Source organism: Halonatronum saccharophilum DSM 13868 (genome assembly GCF_000517025.1).
In the GTDB taxonomy this organism is placed as follows: domain Bacteria; phylum Bacillota; class Halanaerobiia; order Halobacteroidales; family Halobacteroidaceae; genus Halonatronum; species Halonatronum saccharophilum.
Map to the genome: position 1 here is coordinate 386819 of NZ_KI912097.1, position 22401 is coordinate 409219.

Genomic DNA, 22401 nt, shown 5'->3' on the forward strand with positions numbered 1-22401 from the left:
CCGCCTTTGCTCCAAAAGGAGTTTATCCGGTATTAGCTTCCCTTTCGAGAAGTTATCCCAAACTTAAAGGTAGATCACCCACGCGTTACTCACCCGTCCGCCGCTTTACTCACTACCGAAGTAGCTTTCTCGCTCGACTTGCATGTGTTAAGCACGCCGCCAGCGTTCGTCCTGAGCCAGGATCAAACTCTCCATTAAAATATTTATTTAAATGCATAAGCATTTAATTACGAGTTTGAAATAGCTCTTTACAAACAAAACTTGGCTTGGTTGAAAATTTACATTGTTCAGTTTTCAAAGACCAAATTGATTATTTTTCTTCGCTCTTTAACAAGCGACAATAAATATTATAAACGATTTAAAATAGATTGTCAAGAGATTTTTGAAATCTTTTTTAAAAGACAATTTCCCTCAGCAACATTAAAAATTATAACATACTAAAAGTTAATGTCAAGTGCTAATTTGTTATTTATTCTTTATCAAATAACAAATTAGATTTTTAACTATAACCTTCCTGGTCACCTATAAAACAAAAGAAATACTTTTCCTCTCGGCGACTCTTAATATACTATCAGCTTATCATTTCTTTGTCAAGGTAATTTACAAATAAATTCAGAGTTTTGCAAAACTCTGAATTTATTTGCGTTTTATCAGGGAATAAAACTATTCTCTAATCTTAGCTCCTAACCTTTTATACAATACCTTCTCTATCTTATTTTGAACCTCATTTACCTCATCATCTGTTAAAGTCCTATCTTGGACCCTATAAGCTAATGAATAGGCTAAACTTTTATGACCTTCAAGAAGTTGTTCACCTTCATATAGATCAAATAATTCAAGGGACTCTAAGATATTATTTGCAATATCCCAAATTATATTCTTAATTTCTAAACTAGAAACATCTTTTTTAACTACTAAAGCTATATCCCTCGTTAGAGCTGGATATTTAGGTAAGCTTTGATAAGCTCTATTAGCTGTTGAATACTTTACAATCGAAGTAAAGTCCAATTCAAAAGCTGTCACTCTTGTTTTGATCTTATAGTTTTCTAAAACATCTGGATGCAACTCACCTAAATAACCTATTTCTTTATCATCAACTTTAAGTATAGCAGTTCTACCAGGATGCAAAAACGAAAGTTCACCCGCTAAGAATTCCACATTTTCTATACCTAAACTATTAAACATCTGTTCTAAAACACCTTTTAAATAGAAGAACCCCGGTGCACTTACATTCCACCTATCAGCTAAATCACTTCTACTAACTGCAGCAGCTAATTTAAATTCCTCTTTAGGCAACTCTTGTTCTTTTACAGGTTCAAAGACTTTAGCCAACTCAAATATACCTATATCCTCTACTTTTTGATTTAAGTTTACTACTATATTATTTAGCAGGCTAGGAATTAATGTTCTTCTCATTACAGAGTATTCATATCCTAATGGACTACTTAACTCAATAACTTCTCTCGCTGAGTCCTCTTTAGGCATATTAATCTTATCAAAGTCTTCAGGCGAAGTGAAAGAATAATTTTTAACCTCAAATAATCCCAAATGGGCCAACATCCCTTTAACCTTATCTTCTACCTTTTGCGACCAACTCTTCTTACCTTGTACTATCTTAGCTTTTGGCTCAATAGCTTCTATCTCATCATACCCATATGACCTAGCTATCTCTTCAACTAAATCAATCTCTTTTTCTACATCTACCCGGTAAGTTGGTACCTTAACCCCTAAATGATCACCTTCATCTTCAACTACAAAGTGTAGGCTCTCTAAAAGCCTCTTTAAATTTATCTTTGCCAATTGAGCCCCTAACAACTTATTTACTCTCTTAGTCCTCAATTTAATCTCAGTCTCTTCAACTTTATGTGGGTAAAGATCTATCATCCCTTTGGCTACTTTACCGCCACCTACTTGGCTAATCAATTGGGCTGCCTTATCTAAAGCAACCTCAACTAAATTAATATCTACACCACGTTCAAATCTATGGGAAGCATCACTATGTATCCCCACCTTCTTGGAAGTACTCCTTACTGAACCTGGATTGAAGTTAGCACTCTCCAAGAAAATATCAACAGTCTCCTCAGTTACTTCACTATTTTCTCCACCCATTACTCCAGCTATACATAATGGCTTTTGAGCATCAGCTATTACTAGTATCTCTTCGTCTAAATTTTTCTCTTCTCCATCTAAAGTAGTTAGCTTTTCTCCTTCGTTGGCCCTTCTTACTATAACCTTATTATCTTCTATCTTATTATAATCGAAGGCATGTAGTGGTTGACCCAACTCCATTAGGATAAGATTAGTTATATCTACTATATTATTTACTGACCTAACACCTATAGACTCTAACCTCTGCTTTAGCCAAAGAGGGGATTCTTCAACTTTAACCCCTTTAATAACGCGACCTGCATATCTTGGAGAGAGATCACTATCTTTAACCTCTATCTCTATTAAATCATTAACTACAATCTCTTCTTCTTTAAGGTCAACCTCTGCTTTCTTCAATTCATTTCCTGTAATGGCTGCTATCTCTCTTGCAACTCCATAGATACTTAAGGCATGAGAGAAGTTTGGCGTTAGATCTAATTCAATAATAGCATCATTTAGACCTAGCTCCTCAACAAGTTTATTACCTACAGTAAAGTCGTCTTCTAAAATAAATAATCCATCAACACCATCATCTGCCAACTCTAATTCATCAGTAGAACACATCATCCCACAAGACTTTACCCCTCTAAGCTTAACCTCTTTAATCTCCATACCATTAGGCATTACCATACCAAGGGGTGCTACCGGAACCTTGTCACCTTTCTTCATATTCTTAGCTCCACATACTATCTGTAAATCTTCTTCTCCACCTATATTAACTTTACAGACTGATAATTTATCAGCATTTTCGTGCGGGCCAATCTCCTTAACCTCTCCAACTACTATATCTTCAATCTTTTCACCTAAATACTCTACTCCATCAACCTCTAACCCAGCTAAAGTCAACTTATGGGCCAACTCTTCTGGACTATAATCGAAATCAATATATTCTTTTAACCAATTATATGATACCTTCATTATTATCCCCCTTAAAATCTATTGTTTAAACTCCGATCTAAATCAATTACCTTAAAATTGTTTTAGGAATCTAAGATCATTATTATAAAGTAATCTAATATCATCAATGCCATACTTCAACATAGCAATTCTCTCTACTCCCATTCCAAAGGCAAAACCACTCCACTCTTCTGAATCCACTCCAGACATCTCTAAAACATTTGGATGAACCATACCAGCACCCAATATCTCTAACCAACCAGTACCAGAGCAGACACGACAACCATCTCCATCACATGCAGCACAAGACACATCTACCTCTGCACTTGGCTCAGTAAATGGGAAGTAACTAGGTCTAAATCTAACCTCACGATCATCACCAAATAGCTCTTTAATCAACTTTATTAAAACTCCTTTTAGATTAGCAAAGGATATATCCTTATCTACCATTAGCCCTTCAATCTGATGAAATACCGGTGTATGAGTTGCATCGATATCATCTGAACGATAGACTCTCCCTGGAGCAATTACCCTAATTGGTGGCTCTTGACCTTCCATAGTTCTAATCTGTACAGAAGATGTATGAGTCCTCAATAATGTATTTTCAGTAATATAAAAAGTATCTTGCATATCACGAGCTGGATGATTATCAGGGAAGTTCAGAGCTTCAAAGTTATAATAGTCTGTCTCTATCTCTGGACCCTCTGCAATTGTAAACCCTAACCCTAAGAATATATCTTTAATCTCATCAAAGACCAAGGTTAGAGGATGCTTCTTCCCTACCTTAAGTTCATTGCCTGGCAAGGTTACATCTATTGTTTCCATCTTTAGACGTTCCTTCTTAGCAGCTTCCTTTAACTGAGACTCTTTTTGGGATATAGCTTTATTTATCTCTCCTTTAACCTTATTAACAAGCCCTCCAATTACAGGCCTCATCTCCGGTTCTAAACTACCCATCCCTCTTAATATCTTAGTTAAATCACCCTTCTTACCTAAATAATCAACTCTAACACCCTCTAAATCATCTAAGTTACTTACACTTCCTATCTTAGCTATCGCTTCTTCCTGTATAGCCTTTATCTTATCCTCCATAACAAAATCCCCCTTCGATTTTAATTTGAAATTACTATAAAATTAAATAATACTACTTGTCGTACTACTATATAAGGCGATACTTAATAGTAATAAAGCGGAGCTTTATTACTGGTGATGAGTAATCAGTAATGAGTAATGGGTAAAACCTTAAAAAAACAGAAACCCCTTTGTTACCTAAGACTTATAAGAGGTTTTGAGATTTTGACTTTACTCATTACTCTTCACTCATTACCCATTACTAGTGGCACGAAAGTGACACTCTATTACTATACACCTTAACACTAATACTAAACAACAAAAAAGAAGACCTATTACCCCTCCTGTTAAGGACGAAAGATAATAGATCTTCTCCGCGGTACCACCTTAATTAGTCTATAATAGCTTTTAAACTGTAGATTAAAAGCATTAATCACTTATTATAGCCTCTCTTAAATCCTTTTAACGGTAGGAATCCGACTAAACCTAATCTATATAGATAATCAATAGCCAATATCTATATATTTCAGCCAGCAGCTCCAGAGTGAACTTCATTTAGACCCACCTTGAGAATGCTCCCAGTCTATGGCACCCTCTCCCTTGATAAGATGAATTTCTAAACTACTCTCCCCTTCATAGCTTTTGCTTTAGATTTATTTTGTTTTAAATTATATCATAATTAACTAATAATGACAAGAAGAAAGCTCTAATTCTTAGTCAACCTCTGTCTAACCCCTTCATAAACTATTACTCCTGTTGCCATAGCAACATTCAGTGATTCGGCATCACCGACTAAAGGAATCTTAATTACTTCATCGGCAAACTCAATCAGTTCAGCCCTTGGCCCTTTACCTTCATTACCTACAATTAAAGCAACGCTATCTATATAATCAACATCAAAGTGATACTTATCTCCACCTATATCTCCAACTATTACCCTTACCTTATTGTCCTTTAATATCTTCTTTAGGTTACCCAAATCATTCTCTCGATAAACAGGTAATCTAAATAAAGAACCCATAGTAGCTCTGATCGTCTTTTGGTTATATAGACTTACTGTTCCTTTAGTAGTTATTATACCAGCAACCCCTGCAGCATCAGCAGTTCTAATAATAGTACCCAAATTACCAGGATCCTGAACCCCATCAACAACCAATAAGAAATTCTCATCTCCATTTACTATATCCTCTAGATCATATTCAACTTTTTTAACAACAGCTAATATTCCTTGAGGAGATTGAGTATCAGAGACTTCCGCTAACACCTTATCAGAAACCTCTATAACATCCACCCTTTTACTCTTTAATTTTTCTAATAGATCCTTACCCCTTTGATTTCGGAGTAGATAATCTGAATAAAATACTTCTTCTATAAGAGCATCTTCCTTGCACGCCTCTTCGATTATTCTTACCCCTTCTAAAACAAAGGCTCCTTCTATTCTTCGATACTTCTTCTTATATAAAGACCTTAATCGCTTTATCCTACCATTACTAATACTTGTTATCTTCACTTATAATAGCCCCTTTCTTTAACAAGAACATCAACTATTATAACATAATTCCCCTTTATCGTTAAGTAGTTTATATGGCTGTTTAAAATTAAAATAGGTTTTGACCTATATTAGTGCCTTTTAGTGTTCATTAGTGGTTCCAAAAAGCTCTTGAACTTTTATTTTTTTAAAAGTAACACTTTATTATTTATAAAACTTGATTCCCCACACCTTTTAACTCTACAACTCCTTCAACTTATCCAAGCTATCATTTCCACCCATTACTACTAATATATCTCCCTCTTTAATCGAATCCTCTGCTTGGGGTGATACATTTACTTTCTCACCACTTTTTAGGGCAATAACAGTTACACCAAATCTACTTCTGAACTTTAAGTCTAATAGACTCTTTCCTGACATCTTCTTATTTGCTTCGATCTCAATTATGCTATAATCCGGGGCCAACTCTATATAGTCTAATACATTTGAAGAGATTAGATTATTAGCAATCCGAACTCCCATATCTCTCTCTGGGTAAACCACCCTATCTGCACCTATCTTAGCTAATAGCTTACCATGTAACCTATCATTTGCTTTGACAACAACTCGCTTTACTCCTAACTCTTTTAAGATTAAGGTTGCTAATACATTGGCATGTATATCTTCTCCAATGCCTACAATACCTACATCAAAGTTACTAACTCCCAGAGTTTTTAGAGCATCTTCATCGGTAGCATCTGCTTCTACTGCATGGGTGACTTCACTTACTATACATTGTACCTTCTCCACATCTGAATCTACTGCTAATACATCATAATTCTTTCTTGCCAAAGTCTCGGCCACACTATAACCAAAATGACCTAAACCAACTACTATAAATTGTTTCACCTATTACACCTCCTACTATCCAATAAGTAGCTTCTCCTCTGGATATCTAATATTATTATTTCTCTCTCTTTCACCTATAGCAACTGCTAAGGTTAAAGGTCCAACCCTACCGATAAACATAGTTATTGTAATCAATACCCTGCCTATGCTACTTAACTCACCAGTAATTCCTGTCGATAAACCGACAGTAGCATAAGCAGATACTGTTTCAAATAGTATATTTATAAAACCAAAACCTTCAGTTATTGATAATATAAAGGTAACCATTATTATAATAAACAAGGAGATGATAGTTATAGATAAGGATTTATAAACGGTAATATCACTTATCCTCCGTTTAAAGATTTCTGGATCCTTCTTACCTGTAACTATAGAATAAGTTGTAACTATTAAGACTCCAATAGTTGTAGTCTTTAGCCCGCCACCTGTTGAACCTGGTGAAGCACCTATAAACATCAAGGTTATTATCAAAAATAAGGTTGCTTGGGTTAAGTTCCCAATGGGAATCGTGTTGAAACCAGCAGTACGTGGAGTTACTCCTTGAAAATAAGCCGAAATCAACCTCTCTCTTATGCTTAACTCTCCAAAAGTATTTGGGTTATAAAACTCTAATAAAAAGACACCCAAAGTACCGATCAAGATTAAAACAACTGTTATTAAGATAACCAACTTACTATGTAAAGAAAGCCTTTCAAATCTCCTCTTTGTATAAAGATCTGCAATAACAGTAAAGCCTATACCTCCTACGATAAATAAAGTAGTTATTACTACATTCACATATAAATCACCTACAAAACCTTCTAGACTATCACCAAAAAGATCAAATCCAGCATTACCAAAAGCTGATATAGCATGAAATATTGAAAAGTAAATTGCTCTTCCAAGGGGCATTATCCTATTAAACCTAAAGAATAATAGGACAGCTCCAATAAATTCTATCCCTAAGGTTAAAGCGATTACATACCTGGCTAGATTGATCACCCCAGAAAAATTAAAGTAATTAAGATCTTCCTTAATGATAATCCTCTCTCTAAAACCTATCTTTCTTCCTAATATAAGGGCCAAAATCGTAGAAGTAATCATAAAGCCAAAAGCCCCTATCTGAATTAAGACCAGTACAACAACCTGACCAAATACCGTTAGGTATTCTGCAGTACTGACAACAATTAACCCAGTCACTGCCGTTGCAGAGGTTGCCGTAAAGTAAGCATCTAAAAGATTCAACCCTCTAGCATCTACTGTAGCCAAGGGTAAGGTTAATAAGAATGCACCTATAGTAATGACTATTAAATAACCCAAAGCTAGAAACTGTGGAGGAGATAATTTACTCAATCTAAAACTGATACTTCTCACCTCTTTCATATAATAATCTTTCTTTACTATTCCCTGATCCTTCTATTATTATAAGTTTTTTAAGAAATTAAACTGGCCTCAATTTAAGATACAACCAAGACAAAAATTGAGCCATTTACTTTGTGCTTATTATAAATTATCCGCAGTTTCTAAAAAGATAATTTCTTTAATAATAAAAAAGGTAGGTATTAAGAAATCTCTTAATACCTACCTTTAAAATATAAAATTAAATTTTATAACAAATTGAACTATCAATTAAATCTATCCAGCTTTTTAACTAAAAGCATACAGCAATACTAATCTCTTAACTCCTTTAATCCATCAGCATGGCCTACTACAACTAGAAGGTCACCCTCATTAATTGAATGATCAGCCTCTGGAGATAATATCACTTTATCATTAGCTTTAATAGCTATTACATTAACCCCATATTTTCTCCTTAAATCTAATTTTCTTAAAGTTTGGCCCGCATACCTTTTATCAGCTACCAATTCTATGATTCTATAATCTGGCGAAAGTTCAATGTAATCAAGAAGGTTGGTTGAAATTAAATTATTAGCAACTCTAACCCCCATATCCCTTTCAGGATAAACTATTCTATCAGCTCCTACCTTACTTAGGACCTTACCATGCATTGCATGTTGGGCCTTAGCAACTACATACTTAACCCCTAACTCTTTTAATACTAATGTAGCTAAAATACTGGCATGAATATTTTGCCCAATACTAACAACAGCAACATCAAAATTATTGACGCCTAAGGCCTTCAAAGCCTCTTCATCGGTAGCATCTGCCTCAACTGCATGAGTAACCTCACTACTAATATCAAGAACTCTACAATCATCAGTATCTATAGCCAAGACATCATAACCTTTACTTGATAATGTTCTAGCAACACTTGAACCAAAACGCCCTAAACCCAAAACTATATACTGCTTAGCTTCTTTACTCATATTATCTCCCCTTTCCTATCCAACTAAGATATTCTCCTTTGGATACCTAACATTTACCTTATCCTTCTGTTCTCCAATTGCTAAAGCAATTGTGAGCGGGCCAACCCTTCCAGCAAACATAGTCATAATTATCAAAACCCTACCCATTGTTGATAAGGACCCTGTAACACCTGTCGATAAACCAACAGTTCCAAAGGCCGATACTGCCTCAAAGAATAGATCTAAGAATTCTGCCTGCTCAGTAATTGTTAAAGCCATTGTCACCGTTACTACTAATAATAAAGCAATCAATATAATTGATAAAGCATTATAGATTACTTCTTTACCTAACCTTCTATTATAAATCTCAATATCATCTCTTCCCCTTGCCTTGGCATAGAGAACAGCTGCTAAAGCACCAAAGGTAGTAGTCTTAACTCCACCACCTGTTGATCCTGGAGATGCACCTATAAACATCAACATAATAGTAAAGAAGATAGTAGAACTATTTAAAGCCCCTGTCGGTACTGTGTTAAAACCTGCAGTACGTGGAGTAACTGCCAAGAAATAAGAGGCAATAACCTTTTCCCCAAATGCCAACTCTCCTAAAGTAGCAGGGTTAGAGTACTCTAAAATAAAAGCTACTATAGTACCTAACAAGATTAAGATACCTGTAACACTTAAAACCAATTTAGTCTGCAAAGAAAAGTTCTTAAAACTTCTTCCGGCATAGACCTCGGCAATTACTGCAAAACCGATACCACCTAAGATTATAAGAGTTGTAATAACAAAGTTTACAACTATATCTCCAGTAAAGTTCTCTAAGCTATTACCAAAGATATCAAATCCAGCGTTGTTAAAGGCTGAAATAGAATGGAAGACACCATAATAAAAAGCCCTCCCCACCGGCATATCACTAAGAAATCTCAAGAATAGTATAAAAGCCCCTGTCGCTTCTATCACAAAAGTAACCCCAATAACATACCTGACAATTCTTATTATCCCAGATAACTCAAATTGATCTAAGTCCTGTTGAATTATTAATCTCTCTCTTAAAGTAATCTTTTTCCCTAGTAAGAAAGCCACCAAAGTAGACATAGTCATTATCCCTAAGCCACCAATTTGAATCAAAGATAGGATAACCACCTGTCCAAAGGTACTAAAGTAAGTACTAGTCGTTTCCACAATTAACCCAGTTACTGCAGTAGCAGAAGTTGCCGTAAATAAAGCATCTAGGGCATTCATCCTTACCCCATCTGCTGTTGCAATAGGCAAGGTTAAGAGAAATGTACCTATTAGTATTATAAATAGATACCCCAAAGATAACATCTGGGCTGGGGTTAAATCTCTTGTACTAAGGTTTATTTTCACAATTACACCTCACTTAAAATAAATAATCCTATTAGAATTTAAAACAATCAATTTAATCAGACCTTAAATAAGACACTTAACAATTAAATACCTCTTTCAAAATAAAAAGAGAAATACTGAAGTGAGTAATCACAAAAAATCTTCAGATTTCAAGCAATAAACGTATCAGATTTATACTAAATCATTATAATATAATTTCAATTTATTGTAAAGAATCTAATAGACTTGAAAGCAAATAAATTAAAGACTATTTACTGGTTACATAATACTTTGCATCGCTTATCATCTTAAATAATGCAAAGAAGATAACTAAAAACTCCAGTCGACCTAAGAACATTCCTATAATCTGTGTCCAAATAATAACTACAGGAGCATCTGGACTAGTAATTCCAATCGACAGACCTACAGTTCCAAGAGAGGAAGCAAACTCAAACATTGATTCTCTTAAACCATATCCATAAGCCAAAAAGACTAGAACACCTGCAAAGAAGGTTAACATATAAATAAATATATAATTTGCCACTTCCCTTATATACTCCCCTTTTATATAAAGTTTCTTCTCACCTCTCCAAATATAATTACCAGTAACTGAGTTCTCGGGTAAGAAATACTCCTTTAGCCCCCATAACCAAGATTTAAACATAATATAGATACGATATAATTTTATCCCCCCAGCAGTAGAACCAGTTCCTCCACCTACTAACATTAATAGGATTAAAGCAAATACTCCAAAGGTATTCCAATTATCAAATTCACCCAAAGAAAAACCTGTAGTAGATGTAGCAGTTAACACCTCAAAGAAACCTCTCCTTAACACACTAGGTAAGGTATCGTATAAATTACTTAATGAAAAATAACCTATCAAAGGTGTAAAGAAGGCTATAAATATAGCTAAAAGTCTAATCTCTCCATTTTTAAAGAAGATATTGAATTTCCCCTTCAATAGAGTATAATGGGTTGCAAAGTTTATAGTACCTAAGATCATTAATACCCAAGTTACCATCTCAATAGGTAAGCTATTCCAATGGCCTATACTATCAGCCTGAGTAGAGAAACCACCAGTTGATAAAGCCGCGATAGCATGATTTATAGCATCAAACAACCCCATTCCAACTAGAGTATATAATAAAACTCCAGCAATTGTATATCCACCATAAATATACATAATAAGCTTAGTAGATTTCTTAACGTGAGGAAGTAAGTTGTCACTTCTTCCTTCTGCATTATAAAGACCAAAACCATAGGGATTTAGAATAGAAGATAACATAACAACAACTAAACCAGCACCACCAAAGAACTGCATAATACTCCTCCACATAAGAAAAATATGTGAAGTTTGAGTTACATCTACTACTGAAAGTCCCGTTGTTGTCCATCCACTAGTAGACTCAAAGATTGCTTGGCTAAAGTTAAGTTTTCCTGCAAGCATAAAGGGAATAGCTGAACTTATAATAGCTATAACCCAAGAAAACAGAACTATTATTCCCCCTTCTTTTAATGAAAGCGTTACATCATCATCACCTTCTGGAGTGAATTTCCATAACAAATAGCCAATTACCACCAAAACTACAGCTGGTATTAAAAAAGCATTAATATGAACTATATCCTCAGGATAAAATGGTATAACCAATAATGGTAACAATAAAAAAGCTCCTATCCCACTGGTCAATATCCCTATATATTTAATTAATAGCCTATATCGATTTAGTATTAACTCTTTATATCTCATAGTTACACCCCTTATAATTGCTCTCCAGATAAAGCAGCAAAAGCTTCCCCTTGTTTCTCTGGCAATGTTATAATCAACACTTTATCTCCTAATAACAACTTTGTCTTTCCTTTAGGAATAAGAACATGTTCATCCCTTATTATACACCCAAAAACTATATCCTCAGGAAGATCTATCTCCTTTAAGGTTTTCCCAATAACAGGTGAAGTTTCTCTTAATATAATTTGGGATATATTCACCCTTCCCTCTTCAATAGCCAATAAATTGTTAACATCAGATGTATCTATTCTCTGTTCTATTAATAAAGAGATAAGTTTAGTTGTATTAAAGATTGTTTCGATACCTAAACTCTTAAATATAGTCTCATTATCTGGATTATTGATTACAGAAAAAGACTTTGGAATTTCAAACTCCTTCTTAGCCAATTGACAGATAAAGAGATTATCAGGATCATTTCCTGTTAAAGCTAATATAGCATCAGCCTTGTTAGCTTCAGCTTCTTCTAAGTATTTTGGCTTAGAACCATCTCCATTAACTATAAGTGAATTAAATTCTCTAGCTAATAACTCACAATATTCCTTATCCTTATTAATAATAGAGACCTTATAACCTTTTGATATAAAGTTTTTAGTTAGATAGTAGACTATCTTTCCTCCACCAACTATAATAATTCTCATCCTAACATCTCTCCTTAATTAGTTATTATCTCCTCTTTAAATCTATCAACTAAAAGTTGTGTTGCTGTTATTGTCATAACATCTAAACCTTTATAAATAACCTCTTTCTCTGGATCCAAAACTCTAACCATCACCTTAGAGACATTATATAACTCTTTAGCAATTTGAGCTACCATAGCATTGACATTATCATTATTTGTAGTAACTACAACTACATCAGCTTTATCAATCTTACCTTCCTTTAAAACATCTATCTCTGTAGCATCTCCATTGATAGTAAAACCAGTAAACTCTGAAGATAAATTCTTAAAGGACTTATTTTTAGAATCAATAACTACAACGACCTCTCCAGCTTTAGAGAGGTCGTTAGCTAAATAAGCCCCTGTTCTACCACAACCAATAACTAATACATACATTATTACTCCTCCTTATCACCTAAGTTTATCCCCTGTTTATTATATTCAAACTGAGTAGTCCTCTCTAAGTTATCCTGAGCTGGTCGATAGGATGGATCTAAGGCTAAAGCTGCTCTATACTTCTTTTGAGCCTCTAAAGGGTCATCCTCCATCTCTAAGATTACTCCCATCAAATTAAATGCTTCTGGCTTAGAAGGATCTAAACCTACTCCCTCTTGTAAGTATTTATAAGCTTTTTTGAAATCCCTTCTATTAATAGCTAATTTAGAATGCTCAAGATAATCTTCATAGGTATTAGGCTTATCTTCAGCAATATTTAACCTTCTCCTTTTTAAGACGCTTTCTACTATATCTTTAATCTCATCTGGAGTAAATGGCTTACGCAAATAGTCTACAGCACCTAATTTCATAGCTTCAACTGCTGTCTCAATAGATCCAAACCCTGTAATCATTATCACATCTATATCTTCTTTTAAATCTCTTACTCTCTTTAAGACTTCCATTCCATTTATCCCAGGAAGTTTCATGTCTAAAAGTATTAGATCTATATCTCCATTCTCCTCTACCTTAACCAATCCATCCTCACCATTAACTGCTGTTACTATCTCATAGTCATCTGCTAAACAACTCTTTAAAGTTAATCTAATATTTTTTTCATCATCAATAATTAAAATCTTATTCATTTCTTTCTCCCCCTTTTAAGTAGCTTTCAATTTTATTTAATAACTTTTTAGGCTCAACAGGCTTTATGATGTAATCCTGAGCTCCTAATTCATAAGCTCTTTTAATATCTTCTTCTTCTGCCTTGGCACTTAACATTATTATAGGAATCTCTTTTATAAGTTCATCCTCTTTTAAGGTTTCACAGACTAAGAAACCATTCATCTTAGGAAGCTTAATATCTAATAATATCAAATCAGGTTTCCACTGAAATGCCATATCCACAGCATCAATCCCATTAGATACAACTTCAACCTCATAACCAGCACCTTGAAGACATATCTTTAATACCCTAATTATATTCTTGCTGTCTTCTACTAATAATATCCGGCTCATCTGTTAACACCACCTTTATTTGGGTCTTTTTAAAGTGAAAGTAAAGGTACTTCCTTCCCCCTCTTTACTATCAACCCATATTCTTCCTCCATGTGCTTCTATTATCTCCTTAGAAATTGCTAATCCTAATCCAGAACCTGTATCTTTATCCTTATCGCTACCAACTCTCATAAACTTATCAAATATCTTATTTTGGTAACTCTTAGGAATTCCTGCTCCAGTATCTTCTACAGATAAGTGAATCTTATGCCCCTTTCTCTCTGCTGATAATTTTATAGAATCACCTTCATCTGTATAACGAAGAGCATTACCAATTAAGTTAGAAATAACCCATGTTATCTTATTTAAATCTCCATAGGCTTTTAATCCATCTACTTTGCCTTTAATCATCAATTCAATACCTTTATCATTTGCTTGTTCTTTAAAAGGGCGTAAAGAGGCGTCAAACAATCTATCTATATCAACTTCATTAAACTGCAAATCAATCTTACCCGATTCAATCTTAGACAAATCCAAAAGGTCATCTACCAAGTTATTTAATCGCTCACAATCCTCTTTGATAACCTCTAATAACTCAACCTGTTCTTCATTAACTTTTCCTAAATTACCTTCTAACAACATGCTAGCACTCATATTCATAGAAGTTAACGGGGTTCTAAATTCATGAGAAACAGTGGAGACAAACTCTGACTTCATCTGATCTACCTCTTTTAAATGAGTTACATCCTCAAATAATACTATAACCAAATTAGTATTATTATTATCATCTAAAACAGGGTTTGTAGTAACTCTAAAATAAAAGTCCTTTCCATCTCTATTGAAACTCAACAGATTATTATCACTACTAGACTGGCCTTCGCCTGTCTTTAATGTTCTATCTATCAAAGAGAATATATCCTCTTCTTTTATCACTTCTAAGAAATGAGTTTTTATCACCTTATCCTCTTCTAATTCAAATAGCTCCTCAGCACGTGGATTAATAAGTATGATTCTATTCTTCTTATCAGTAACCACTAAAGGATTAGATATACTTCTAACGATAGCATCTGACTTACTCTTCTCACTAATTAATTTGTTAACATTCATATCTTCATAATCTTTTAAAGATCTACTCATACTATTAAATTCAGAAGCTAGCTGCCCAATCTCATCATTTTTACTTATATCAATTGTCTGTTCCAAATCACCTTCAGCAATATCTTTTGCTTTCTCCGTTAACTCCTTAATAGGCCTTATAATTATATTAGATATATAAAAACCAAATACTAGGGCCAAAAGAACAACAACAATTGATATTACTATAGTTGAATAAATTGCTTGCATAGCATTGTTATTGGCATTTTGCTGCGCTGATTTCATATGATCTTGATTTATAATTAATAAATCTCTTATTCCAGACTTCACATCTTCAAATTGAGGAATAATCTCATTAAGATAATAATTTTGAACCATCTCTTCATTATCTTCTTCAAGTATCACTCTCAGATCTAAAAACATACTTAAGTATTCTTGATACTCCTTATTAATAGTAGTGATTATATTCTCTTCTCCCTCAATTGTTATATTGTCTTCTGCCCTTGCTAGATTCTTAGTAAATTCAAGTTTATTAGCTTGAAAGATATCTAAGGCCTTCTTTTCTTGACCGAAGATAAAGATAAGCTGAGCACTATCTTGTCTCTCTACAGCCTCTCTCATCTCTTCAGCTGCGATTACACTCCTATAATTCTCTTCCATTATTGCATCAATAGCTTTATTAAGCCTCATAAAATTGTTTATTGACCAGATAACTAAAACAATTATTATCATAATAATTGCCATATAACCAAAAAGTATCTTAGTCTTCAAACTGAAGTTTTTCTTCATAAAATCCCCCCTTAAATAACAAAAAATACAGCAGTAAGCTGTATTTTAACTATAACTAATTATAGTAGCCCTGCCCTTAAACGCCTACGAGGTTAGCTGTCGGGCTCAGGTCAAGGATAACCTTAGCAATTTAAAAAATTGCATTCGCCCCCAAAAATTGGGTCCCCCGCTCTTACTAATTAGTAAGATTAAGCGATTTAATATTCAATTAATAACCCATTAATATCTTTTGAATTTATTGTAATTATACTCCTTTGGCCTTTAATTGTCAAGAGGGAATGTGCCGTGTAGATTGAGCTATGAGCCTTGTGCCTTGTGCTATTAAAATCTTAAGATTTAAAGACCTTAGCTCACGGCTCACAGCACATAGCACACAGCTCATAAAAAAAAGAGCCTAAAGCATCTACTTTAAGCCCCTTCTCTATTATATATTCTCTTTTGCTAAGTTAACTAACTCTTCAAAAGCTTCATTATCATGGATAGCTAATTCAGATAACATCTTTCTGTTGATATCAACATTAGCTTGCTTTAATCCATAGATAAATCTACTATAAGAAAGTCCATGTTGTCTAGCACCAGCATTGATTCTTGCAATCCAAAGCTTTCTGAAGTTTCTCTTCTTTTGCTTTCTATCTCTATAAGCATAGCTTAGTGACTTCAATACTTGCTCTGTTGCTGGTCTATATAACTTACTTTTAGAACCAAAGTAACCTTTAGCTAGCTTCAGTATCTTCTTTCTTCTTTTTCTTCTTCTTGTTCCACGTTTAACTCTTGGCATGGTATTTCCTCCTTAGTTCTCTCTATTCGTATGGTAATACTTCGTCTACTCTTTTATAGTCATTCTTGTGTACCATTCCTTCTTTACGAAGGCTACGCTTTCTATCTCCACTCTTTGATGTCATAAGGTGTTTTCTGAAAGCTTTAGTTCTTTTATAATTACCTGAACCAGTCTTCTTAAACCTCTTCTTTGTTCCTTTGTGTGTCTTCATCTTACCCATCGTATACTTCCTCCCCTCGATATAACTACTATATTAATTATTTATCACTTATTGGAGTAATGAACATTAGCATATGTCTACCTTCCATGCTGGCTTTACTAGAAACCTTTCCAAGATCACTAACAGCTTCTGCAAACCTATCCATCAATTCATAACCCAAATCTTTATGAGCCATTTCTCTACCACGGAAACGGATTCTTACTTTAACTTTATCTTTATTCTTCAAAAATCTTTTGGCCATATTTACCTTTACATTGAAGTCATGATCTTCAATTTTAATGCTCATTTGAACTTCTTTAACCTTCATGATGTTTTGCTTCTTCTTAGCTTCTTTAGCTTTTTTAGCTTGTTCATACTTATATTTACCATAATCCATAATCTTGCATACTGGTGGCTTGGCCTGTGGCGCTACCTCAACTAAGTCTAAACCCTTTTCCTCAGCAATACTTAAAGCTTTCTTTAAAGGTATAACACCAATCTGACTACCATCTTCACCATCAACAACCCTAATCTCGCGAGCACGAATTCGCTCATTTGTCCTTAAATCAGTACTAATTTTATATGCACCTCCTGAAATTTAAAAAGATGACCCATAATAGGTCATCCACCGTAACAGATTTTAAACATAGATACCCCAAGGATATTTATATTTAAATCCTATTAACCCAAAGGTCTTTGCTTTAGGTGAGAAGCGGATGACTTCTACTTTATTGTACTCAAACAGTATACCACATCATTACTAATCCGTCAAGAAAATTTTTTAGTTAATCTGTGCAGGATTTATTAATAAAAAATCAAAGAGTTCATATGCACAGATTAACTAGATTTAAGCCATCAGCTATCAGGCGTCAGGGAGATCTTAAACCTTTTAAATCTTTAGCTGATAGCCTACAGCCAATTATGCTTTGTTTTCAATTTCTTCTAATATATCTTTCTTAAACTCTTCTATGCTTATAGCTCCCAAATCTCCCTCACGACGGTGGCGAGGAGATACTGTATTAGCTTCAACTTCATCATCACCTACAATAAGCATATAAGGAACCTGTTCAACTTGGGCCTCTCTTATCTTATAACCGACCTTCTCTTGGCGATCATCTACTTCAACCCTAACTCCTTCTTTGGCTAGTTCTTCTTTTACTTTATAAGCGTAATCTAAATGCTTATCAGAGATAGGAATTATCTGTGTCTGTACTGGGGCCAACCAAGTTGGGAGTGCACCAGCATACTTTTCAATTAACATTGCCAATGTTCTCTCATAACATCCTATAGATGATCTATGGATAATAATTGGACGTTGCTTTTGGTTATCCTTATCTACATATGTCATATCAAACTTATCAGCTAAGGCAAAGTCAATTTGAATAGTAATTACAGTATCCTCTTTACCGTGAACATTCTTGAACTGAACATCAAGCTTTGGCCCGTAAAAGGCTGCTTCACCTTCTGCTTCTACATAGTCAATCTCTAATTTATCAAGGATATTTCTCATCTGATTTTGAGTTCTTTCCCAAGCTTCTGGATTATCTATATATTTACCCTTATTATTTGGATCCCACTTGGAAAATCTATACCAGATATCCTCCTCTATACCCAGAGACTCCATCATATAATTAACCAAATCAACAACACTACTAAACTCTTCTTCTAACTGCTCTGGTGTACAGATAACATGACCATCTGCAAGGGTAAATTGCCTTATACGAATTAGACCATGCATCTCTCCAGAAGATTCATTCCTAAATAATGTTGAAGTCTCTGCATACCTAACTGGAAGTTCACGATAACTTCTTTGCTTAGAGTTATAGATCATAAATTGATAAGGACAAGTCATAGGACGTAAAGCCAATAGATCTTTATCCACCTCTTCTTCATCACCTAAGACGAACATATCATCTTTATAATGATCCCAGTGTCCAGATATTCTATAAAGATCATCCTTAGCCATATAAGGAGTCTTAGTTAATTCATAACCTCTTCTCTCCTCTTCATCCTCAACGAATCTCTGTAGAGTTTGAATAACTTTGGCCCCTTTATGCATAATAAGAGGTAAACCTTGGCCAACGGAAGGATCAGTAGTAAAGTAACCCATCTGCCTACCTAACTTATTATGATCACGTTTCTTAGCTTCCTCCAGCCTCTCTAAATATTCATCAAGTTCTTTCTTTTTGTAGAAGGCTGTTGCATAAACCCTTTGTAACATCTTATTATTCTCATCTCCGCGCCAATAAGCACCAGATACATTTAACAACTTAATAGCATTTGCTTTTAACTTTTTAGTAGAAGGTAAATGTGGACCCCTACATAGATCAGTAAATTCCCCTTGAGAATAGAAGGTTAATTCATCATCTTCTAACTCTTCAATTAACTCTACCTTATAGTCCTCTCCTAACTCCTTCATCTTAGCAATGGCTTCTTCCTTAGAAGTTACCTCAGAAGTTATATCTAATTTCTCTTTTACAATCTTTTTCATCTCTTTTTCGATCTTGTCAAAGTCATCTTCTGATAGTCTATAATCCATATCGAAGTCATAGTAAAAACCATCATCAATCGTTGGCCCGATTGCCAACTGCACATCTCCATATAACCTTTTAACGGCCTGGGCCAATACATGGGCAGCGGTATGCCTATAGATATCTAAGCCTTCCTCTGAACCAAAAGTAATCAACTCTAGATTAACATCTTCATTAATCTGATATGAAACATCCACCTCTTCTCCATCTATTCTTCCTCCAATAGATGCTCTTCCTAGACCAGTACCAATATCAAAGGCAACATCCTTAACACTAACCCCTTGATCGTAATCTCTAGATGAACCATCTGGCAAAGTCACTTTAACCTTACTCATCACAAACTCCTCCTTTATTTGTATAGTGTCAGGAATCGGTGTCAGTGTCAGTAAAAATCTCAGACCCCATCCCCTCTTGCAAGTTTCAAGAAACTCTTTATGGTTATTATCTTCACCAAATTGCTTGTGAAGATAATTCCCCCACTCCCTTCCCTTATCTAAGGAGAAGAGGAGATTTTTAATACGAAAAGGAAATAAATTTTATTCCCATAGTAGTCAGGGTGAAGTTTTAGTTTTTGAATTTACTGACACTCACACTGACACCGACACTAGTAATAAAGCTCTGCTTTATTACTATACCCTTACAAAAAACAAAAAACCTCTCATCTCTATTTAGAGACGAAGGTTTCGTGGTTCCACTCTAATTAAACCTAGCAATTGTAATTGATAGATTTCCCTCAATTTAGATAACGGCTTTGACCGGATTACCCTACTGTAGATTTCAGGTATCAACTCCAAGGTGGTTTTGGGTTGTTTATCCTTAGGAGACTCCCAGCTTATAATCTCCACTCTCTTTTAAGGATAAGATCAACTTACTCGTCCTCTTCACTGTCTTTGAACTTATTTAACTTAGTTAAAATTATAATCATAAAGTCTAATAATGTCAAGACCAATTAGAGATTAATTACAATTAAAGCTTGTCCTATTCCAATTATAAACCCTAAAAACCCACCTAAGATCTCAATATGCTTAAGCTCCTTAGATGCTATCTGCAAAACTAAAGCCTCAAGCTCGCTCATTTCGAAGCTACTTACCCTTTCCTCTACCAACTTAGCCAACTTAGTCTCTTCTACTATTTTAACCTTAGCCTTATCTAATAATTCATCTAAATAAGGATCCATATCATTATTTACCATCTCTTTTAAGAAGTTGATAATTAAAATCTTAAAGTTAGCAGGGATAAAAGCAGGAATCTTCTCTGCAGCTTTCTTATCTATCAGATCTAAGATAGCCTCTTTTATATCGTCCTTCATATCTAAACCAGCCAACTCCTCTTCTAACTCCTCCTTAGGAAGCAAATCTCTCTCTACCACTTCACCAATTTTTTTGGCTAAGTCCTTGCTTCTTTTAGGGAGAAGACCTTGGACCTTAAAATTAATCAACGGTATATTTACAGGTTCATAAGGTCTAAATATTAACCTAATAGCTAGAAGGTTTGTTCCCCATCCTATAATTGCTCCAATTACAGGTAATAATAATAATCTTAAATCCATAAAAATACACCTCACCCTCTTTAAATCAGTTTTATTATACAACTTTAATACGAGTTTGACAAGGTGCTTATTCTTTTTCTTTCAAATTATTTATCTTACAGTATTCACAACCTAGACAAACAGAAACCTTCTCTTCAAAGACTTTCTTCAAAATTTCAATTAAGGAAGCAGGACTCTTAAAATGCAAAAATATCTCTTCTGGTGCAGTTGTAATTAGAGCACTGATTAAAAGATCTTCATAATCTAGTTCACAATCTACCATATTTAAAATATGTTCATCTAGATAAGTATTCTCTATTAATATGCCCTCTTCATTCAACAATTTAAAATGGTCATCTTCTGTTTTTATTACATTTATCAAGTTAGTTTTAGTATCTTGATTTTCAATGAAATACTTAAGCAAGTGAACAAATTCTTCATATTCACTCTCAATAACAAACTCATCTACAGCACTATCTATAGCTAGTTCCAACTCAGCCAAATAACTTTGTAAACGAAACCTAAGAAAGCCTTCTAATATTATCTCATCTTCAAAATCTAAATATTCAACTATCTCTAGCAAGATGCGATTTTTACGCTGAATCTGAGATATAGCTGTCTTATCTTCTTTAGAAACCAAAAAATTTAATCTGTCTTTAGCTGTCTTTAATATACTATTCTCTTCCTCAGGATCTAAATACCTATAATTTGCTCTTAATATTTTAAGCAAAAAATCTTCTTCAAAATAATTTATAATTACATCAGATAAAACATTAGCTATATACTCTTTAAAGATATTTAAAAGAACCTTCTCATCTATCTCTTTTCGAGTAGAAGAACACCTACATTCAAAGAGTCTAATTTCACCCTGTTTTATTTCATCAACATCTATTAAAATACCATCTTCTTTTAAAAAATCTAATTCGAAATACAGCCTTTCCTGTAAACATTCAACATAATCTTTAGTACCTATTCTAATTCTAGGCATTCTACCACTCCCTTAGAAGATTGAGTCTATAATATTATATGTGAGTTGAAAAATTTATATACTTAAATTATGAAGGTTTAAGTAAGCTAAGAGGGTATAGCTATAATCATAATACATAATTTTAGATTTGATGATATATCATTATAGAGATTCTTAATCTTAGATTCCCACCAAATAACATTCTTTAATATGGCTTAAAAAACTAGCCTTCATTGCCTTTACCTCTACTATATAGAAGTCATCAAATCATTTTTTATTTAATTGATAACCATTTGATAAACTTGAAAAAACAACTAATTAATTTTATCTATTTTTTCAAGCTGTTATTATTCTTTAGATATAATCTTTGTATTGAATAAAATCCTAATGTAAAGAAAATAGCAGTACTTATTGAACTCAAAAATCTTCGATAAAGACTAGTAAAAAAGCTTCCTTAAAGATAAAGCTTATAATCTAAGATAGTAAATAATAAAACAAATTCTAAAAA

At 33.9% G+C, this 22401-nt stretch carries 19 protein-coding genes, 1 riboswitch and 1 other annotated feature; all 19 genes read right to left on the reverse strand.

Annotated elements, in window-relative coordinates:
- Positions 1-663 precede the first annotated feature (663 nt).
- Complete coding sequence (gene pheT, locus HALSAC_RS0113130; RefSeq protein ID WP_027340645.1) at positions 664-3066, reverse strand: phenylalanine--tRNA ligase subunit beta; 2403 nt, start codon at positions 3064-3066, stop codon at positions 664-666.
- 51 nt (positions 3067-3117) lie between these two features.
- A complete protein-coding gene (gene pheS, locus HALSAC_RS0113135) occupies positions 3118-4137 on the reverse strand; it encodes a phenylalanine--tRNA ligase subunit alpha (RefSeq protein ID WP_027340646.1) in 1020 nt (339 codons plus the stop codon).
- Between the two features lie 685 nt (positions 4138-4822).
- Positions 4823-5626: a TrmH family RNA methyltransferase gene (locus HALSAC_RS0113140; protein ID WP_027340647.1), complete on the reverse strand. Its 804-nt coding sequence runs from the start codon at positions 5624-5626 to the stop codon at positions 4823-4825.
- Between the two features lie 219 nt (positions 5627-5845).
- Complete coding sequence (locus HALSAC_RS0113145; protein WP_027340648.1) at positions 5846-6493, reverse strand: potassium channel family protein; 648 nt, start codon at positions 6491-6493, stop codon at positions 5846-5848.
- A 15-nt stretch (positions 6494-6508) separates the two neighbouring features.
- Positions 6509-7855 (reverse strand): TrkH family potassium uptake protein, encoded by a 1347-nt coding sequence (locus tag HALSAC_RS0113150; protein ID WP_035571914.1) that lies wholly within the window; start codon positions 7853-7855, stop codon positions 6509-6511.
- 287 nt (positions 7856-8142) lie between these two features.
- Positions 8143-8799 (reverse strand): potassium channel family protein, encoded by a 657-nt coding sequence (locus HALSAC_RS0113155; RefSeq protein ID WP_027340650.1) that lies wholly within the window; start codon positions 8797-8799, stop codon positions 8143-8145.
- Between the two features lie 15 nt (positions 8800-8814).
- Positions 8815-10107, reverse strand: a complete 1293-nt coding sequence (locus HALSAC_RS0113160; protein ID WP_051412265.1) for a TrkH family potassium uptake protein — start codon at positions 10105-10107, stop codon at positions 8815-8817.
- Positions 10108-10396: 289 nt separating this feature from the next.
- Entirely contained in the window at positions 10397-11878 is a 1482-nt protein-coding gene (locus HALSAC_RS0113165) for a TrkH family potassium uptake protein (RefSeq protein WP_027340652.1), read from the reverse strand.
- An 11-nt stretch (positions 11879-11889) separates the two neighbouring features.
- Positions 11890-12555 (reverse strand): potassium channel family protein, encoded by a 666-nt coding sequence (locus HALSAC_RS0113170; RefSeq protein ID WP_027340653.1) that lies wholly within the window; start codon positions 12553-12555, stop codon positions 11890-11892.
- Between the two features lie 14 nt (positions 12556-12569).
- Entirely contained in the window at positions 12570-12971 is a 402-nt protein-coding gene (locus tag HALSAC_RS0113175; protein WP_027340654.1) for a potassium channel family protein, read from the reverse strand.
- A gap of 2 nt (positions 12972-12973) precedes the next feature.
- Entirely contained in the window at positions 12974-13654 is a 681-nt protein-coding gene (locus HALSAC_RS0113180) for a response regulator (protein ID WP_027340655.1), read from the reverse strand.
- Positions 13647-14027 (reverse strand): response regulator, encoded by a 381-nt coding sequence (locus HALSAC_RS0113185; RefSeq protein ID WP_027340656.1) that lies wholly within the window; start codon positions 14025-14027, stop codon positions 13647-13649. The genes HALSAC_RS0113180 and HALSAC_RS0113185 overlap by 8 nt, the downstream gene beginning before the upstream one ends.
- 15 nt (positions 14028-14042) lie before the next feature.
- On the reverse strand, positions 14043-15890 hold the full coding sequence (locus HALSAC_RS0113190; RefSeq protein ID WP_027340657.1) for an ATP-binding protein: 1848 nt from the start codon (positions 15888-15890) through the stop codon (positions 14043-14045).
- 66 nt (positions 15891-15956) lie between these two features.
- Positions 15957-16095: riboswitch (cyclic di-AMP (ydaO/yuaA leader) on the reverse strand.
- Positions 16096-16314: 219 nt separating this feature from the next.
- Positions 16315-16668, reverse strand: a complete 354-nt coding sequence (gene rplT / locus HALSAC_RS0113195) for a 50S ribosomal protein L20 (RefSeq protein WP_027340658.1) — start codon at positions 16666-16668, stop codon at positions 16315-16317.
- A 22-nt stretch (positions 16669-16690) separates the two neighbouring features.
- Positions 16691-16888 carry a 50S ribosomal protein L35 gene (gene rpmI / locus HALSAC_RS0113200; protein ID WP_027340659.1) on the reverse strand — a complete coding sequence of 66 codons (198 nt, stop codon included), beginning with the start codon at positions 16886-16888 and terminating at the stop codon, positions 16691-16693.
- Positions 16889-16925: 37 nt separating this feature from the next.
- Entirely contained in the window at positions 16926-17465 is a 540-nt protein-coding gene (gene infC, locus HALSAC_RS0113205) for a translation initiation factor IF-3 (protein ID WP_084804516.1), read from the reverse strand.
- 321 nt (positions 17466-17786) lie between these two features.
- Positions 17787-19733: a threonine--tRNA ligase gene (gene thrS, locus HALSAC_RS0113210; protein WP_027340661.1), complete on the reverse strand. Its 1947-nt coding sequence runs from the start codon at positions 19731-19733 to the stop codon at positions 17787-17789.
- A 332-nt stretch (positions 19734-20065) separates the two neighbouring features.
- Positions 20066-20292, reverse strand: a binding site (T-box leader).
- A 55-nt stretch (positions 20293-20347) separates the two neighbouring features.
- Positions 20348-20947: a DUF445 domain-containing protein gene (locus tag HALSAC_RS0113215; protein ID WP_027340662.1), complete on the reverse strand. Its 600-nt coding sequence runs from the start codon at positions 20945-20947 to the stop codon at positions 20348-20350.
- A 67-nt stretch (positions 20948-21014) separates the two neighbouring features.
- A complete protein-coding gene (gene ytxC, locus HALSAC_RS0113220) occupies positions 21015-21914 on the reverse strand; it encodes a putative sporulation protein YtxC (RefSeq protein WP_027340663.1) in 900 nt (299 codons plus the stop codon).
- Positions 21915-22401: the final 487 nt, after the last annotated feature.

What these genes read in the sequence shown, in the direction of transcription:
- pheT (WP_027340645.1), bottom strand. Translation starts at nt 3,066, where the DNA reads ATGAAGGTATCATATAATTGGTTAAAAGAATATATTGATTTCGATTAT.
- pheS (WP_027340646.1), bottom strand. Translation starts at nt 4,137, where the DNA reads ATGGAGGATAAGATAAAGGCTATACAGGAAGAAGCGATAGCTAAGATA.
- HALSAC_RS0113150 (WP_035571914.1), bottom strand. Translation starts at nt 7,855, where the DNA reads ATGAAAGAGGTGAGAAGTATCAGTTTTAGATTGAGTAAATTATCTCCT.
- HALSAC_RS0113155 (WP_027340650.1), bottom strand. Translation starts at nt 8,799, where the DNA reads ATGAGTAAAGAAGCTAAGCAGTATATAGTTTTGGGTTTAGGGCGTTTT.
- HALSAC_RS0113160 (WP_051412265.1), bottom strand. Translation starts at nt 10,107, where the DNA reads ATGTTATCTTTGGGGTATCTATTTATAATACTAATAGGTACATTTCTC.
- HALSAC_RS0113165 (WP_027340652.1), bottom strand. Translation starts at nt 11,878, where the DNA reads ATGAGATATAAAGAGTTAATACTAAATCGATATAGGCTATTAATTAAA.
- HALSAC_RS0113170 (WP_027340653.1), bottom strand. Translation starts at nt 12,555, where the DNA reads ATGAGAATTATTATAGTTGGTGGAGGAAAGATAGTCTACTATCTAACT.
- HALSAC_RS0113175 (WP_027340654.1), bottom strand. Translation starts at nt 12,971, where the DNA reads ATGTATGTATTAGTTATTGGTTGTGGTAGAACAGGGGCTTATTTAGCT.
- HALSAC_RS0113180 (WP_027340655.1), bottom strand. Translation starts at nt 13,654, where the DNA reads ATGAATAAGATTTTAATTATTGATGATGAAAAAAATATTAGATTAACT.
- HALSAC_RS0113185 (WP_027340656.1), bottom strand. Translation starts at nt 14,027, where the DNA reads ATGAGCCGGATATTATTAGTAGAAGACAGCAAGAATATAATTAGGGTA.
- HALSAC_RS0113190 (WP_027340657.1), bottom strand. Translation starts at nt 15,890, where the DNA reads ATGAAGAAAAACTTCAGTTTGAAGACTAAGATACTTTTTGGTTATATG.
- rplT (WP_027340658.1), bottom strand. Translation starts at nt 16,668, where the DNA reads ATGCCAAGAGTTAAACGTGGAACAAGAAGAAGAAAAAGAAGAAAGAAG.
- rpmI (WP_027340659.1), bottom strand. Translation starts at nt 16,888, where the DNA reads ATGGGTAAGATGAAGACACACAAAGGAACAAAGAAGAGGTTTAAGAAG.
- thrS (WP_027340661.1), bottom strand. Translation starts at nt 19,733, where the DNA reads ATGAGTAAGGTTAAAGTGACTTTGCCAGATGGTTCATCTAGAGATTAC.
- HALSAC_RS0113215 (WP_027340662.1), bottom strand. Translation starts at nt 20,947, where the DNA reads ATGGATTTAAGATTATTATTATTACCTGTAATTGGAGCAATTATAGGA.
- ytxC (WP_027340663.1), bottom strand. Translation starts at nt 21,914, where the DNA reads ATGCCTAGAATTAGAATAGGTACTAAAGATTATGTTGAATGTTTACAG.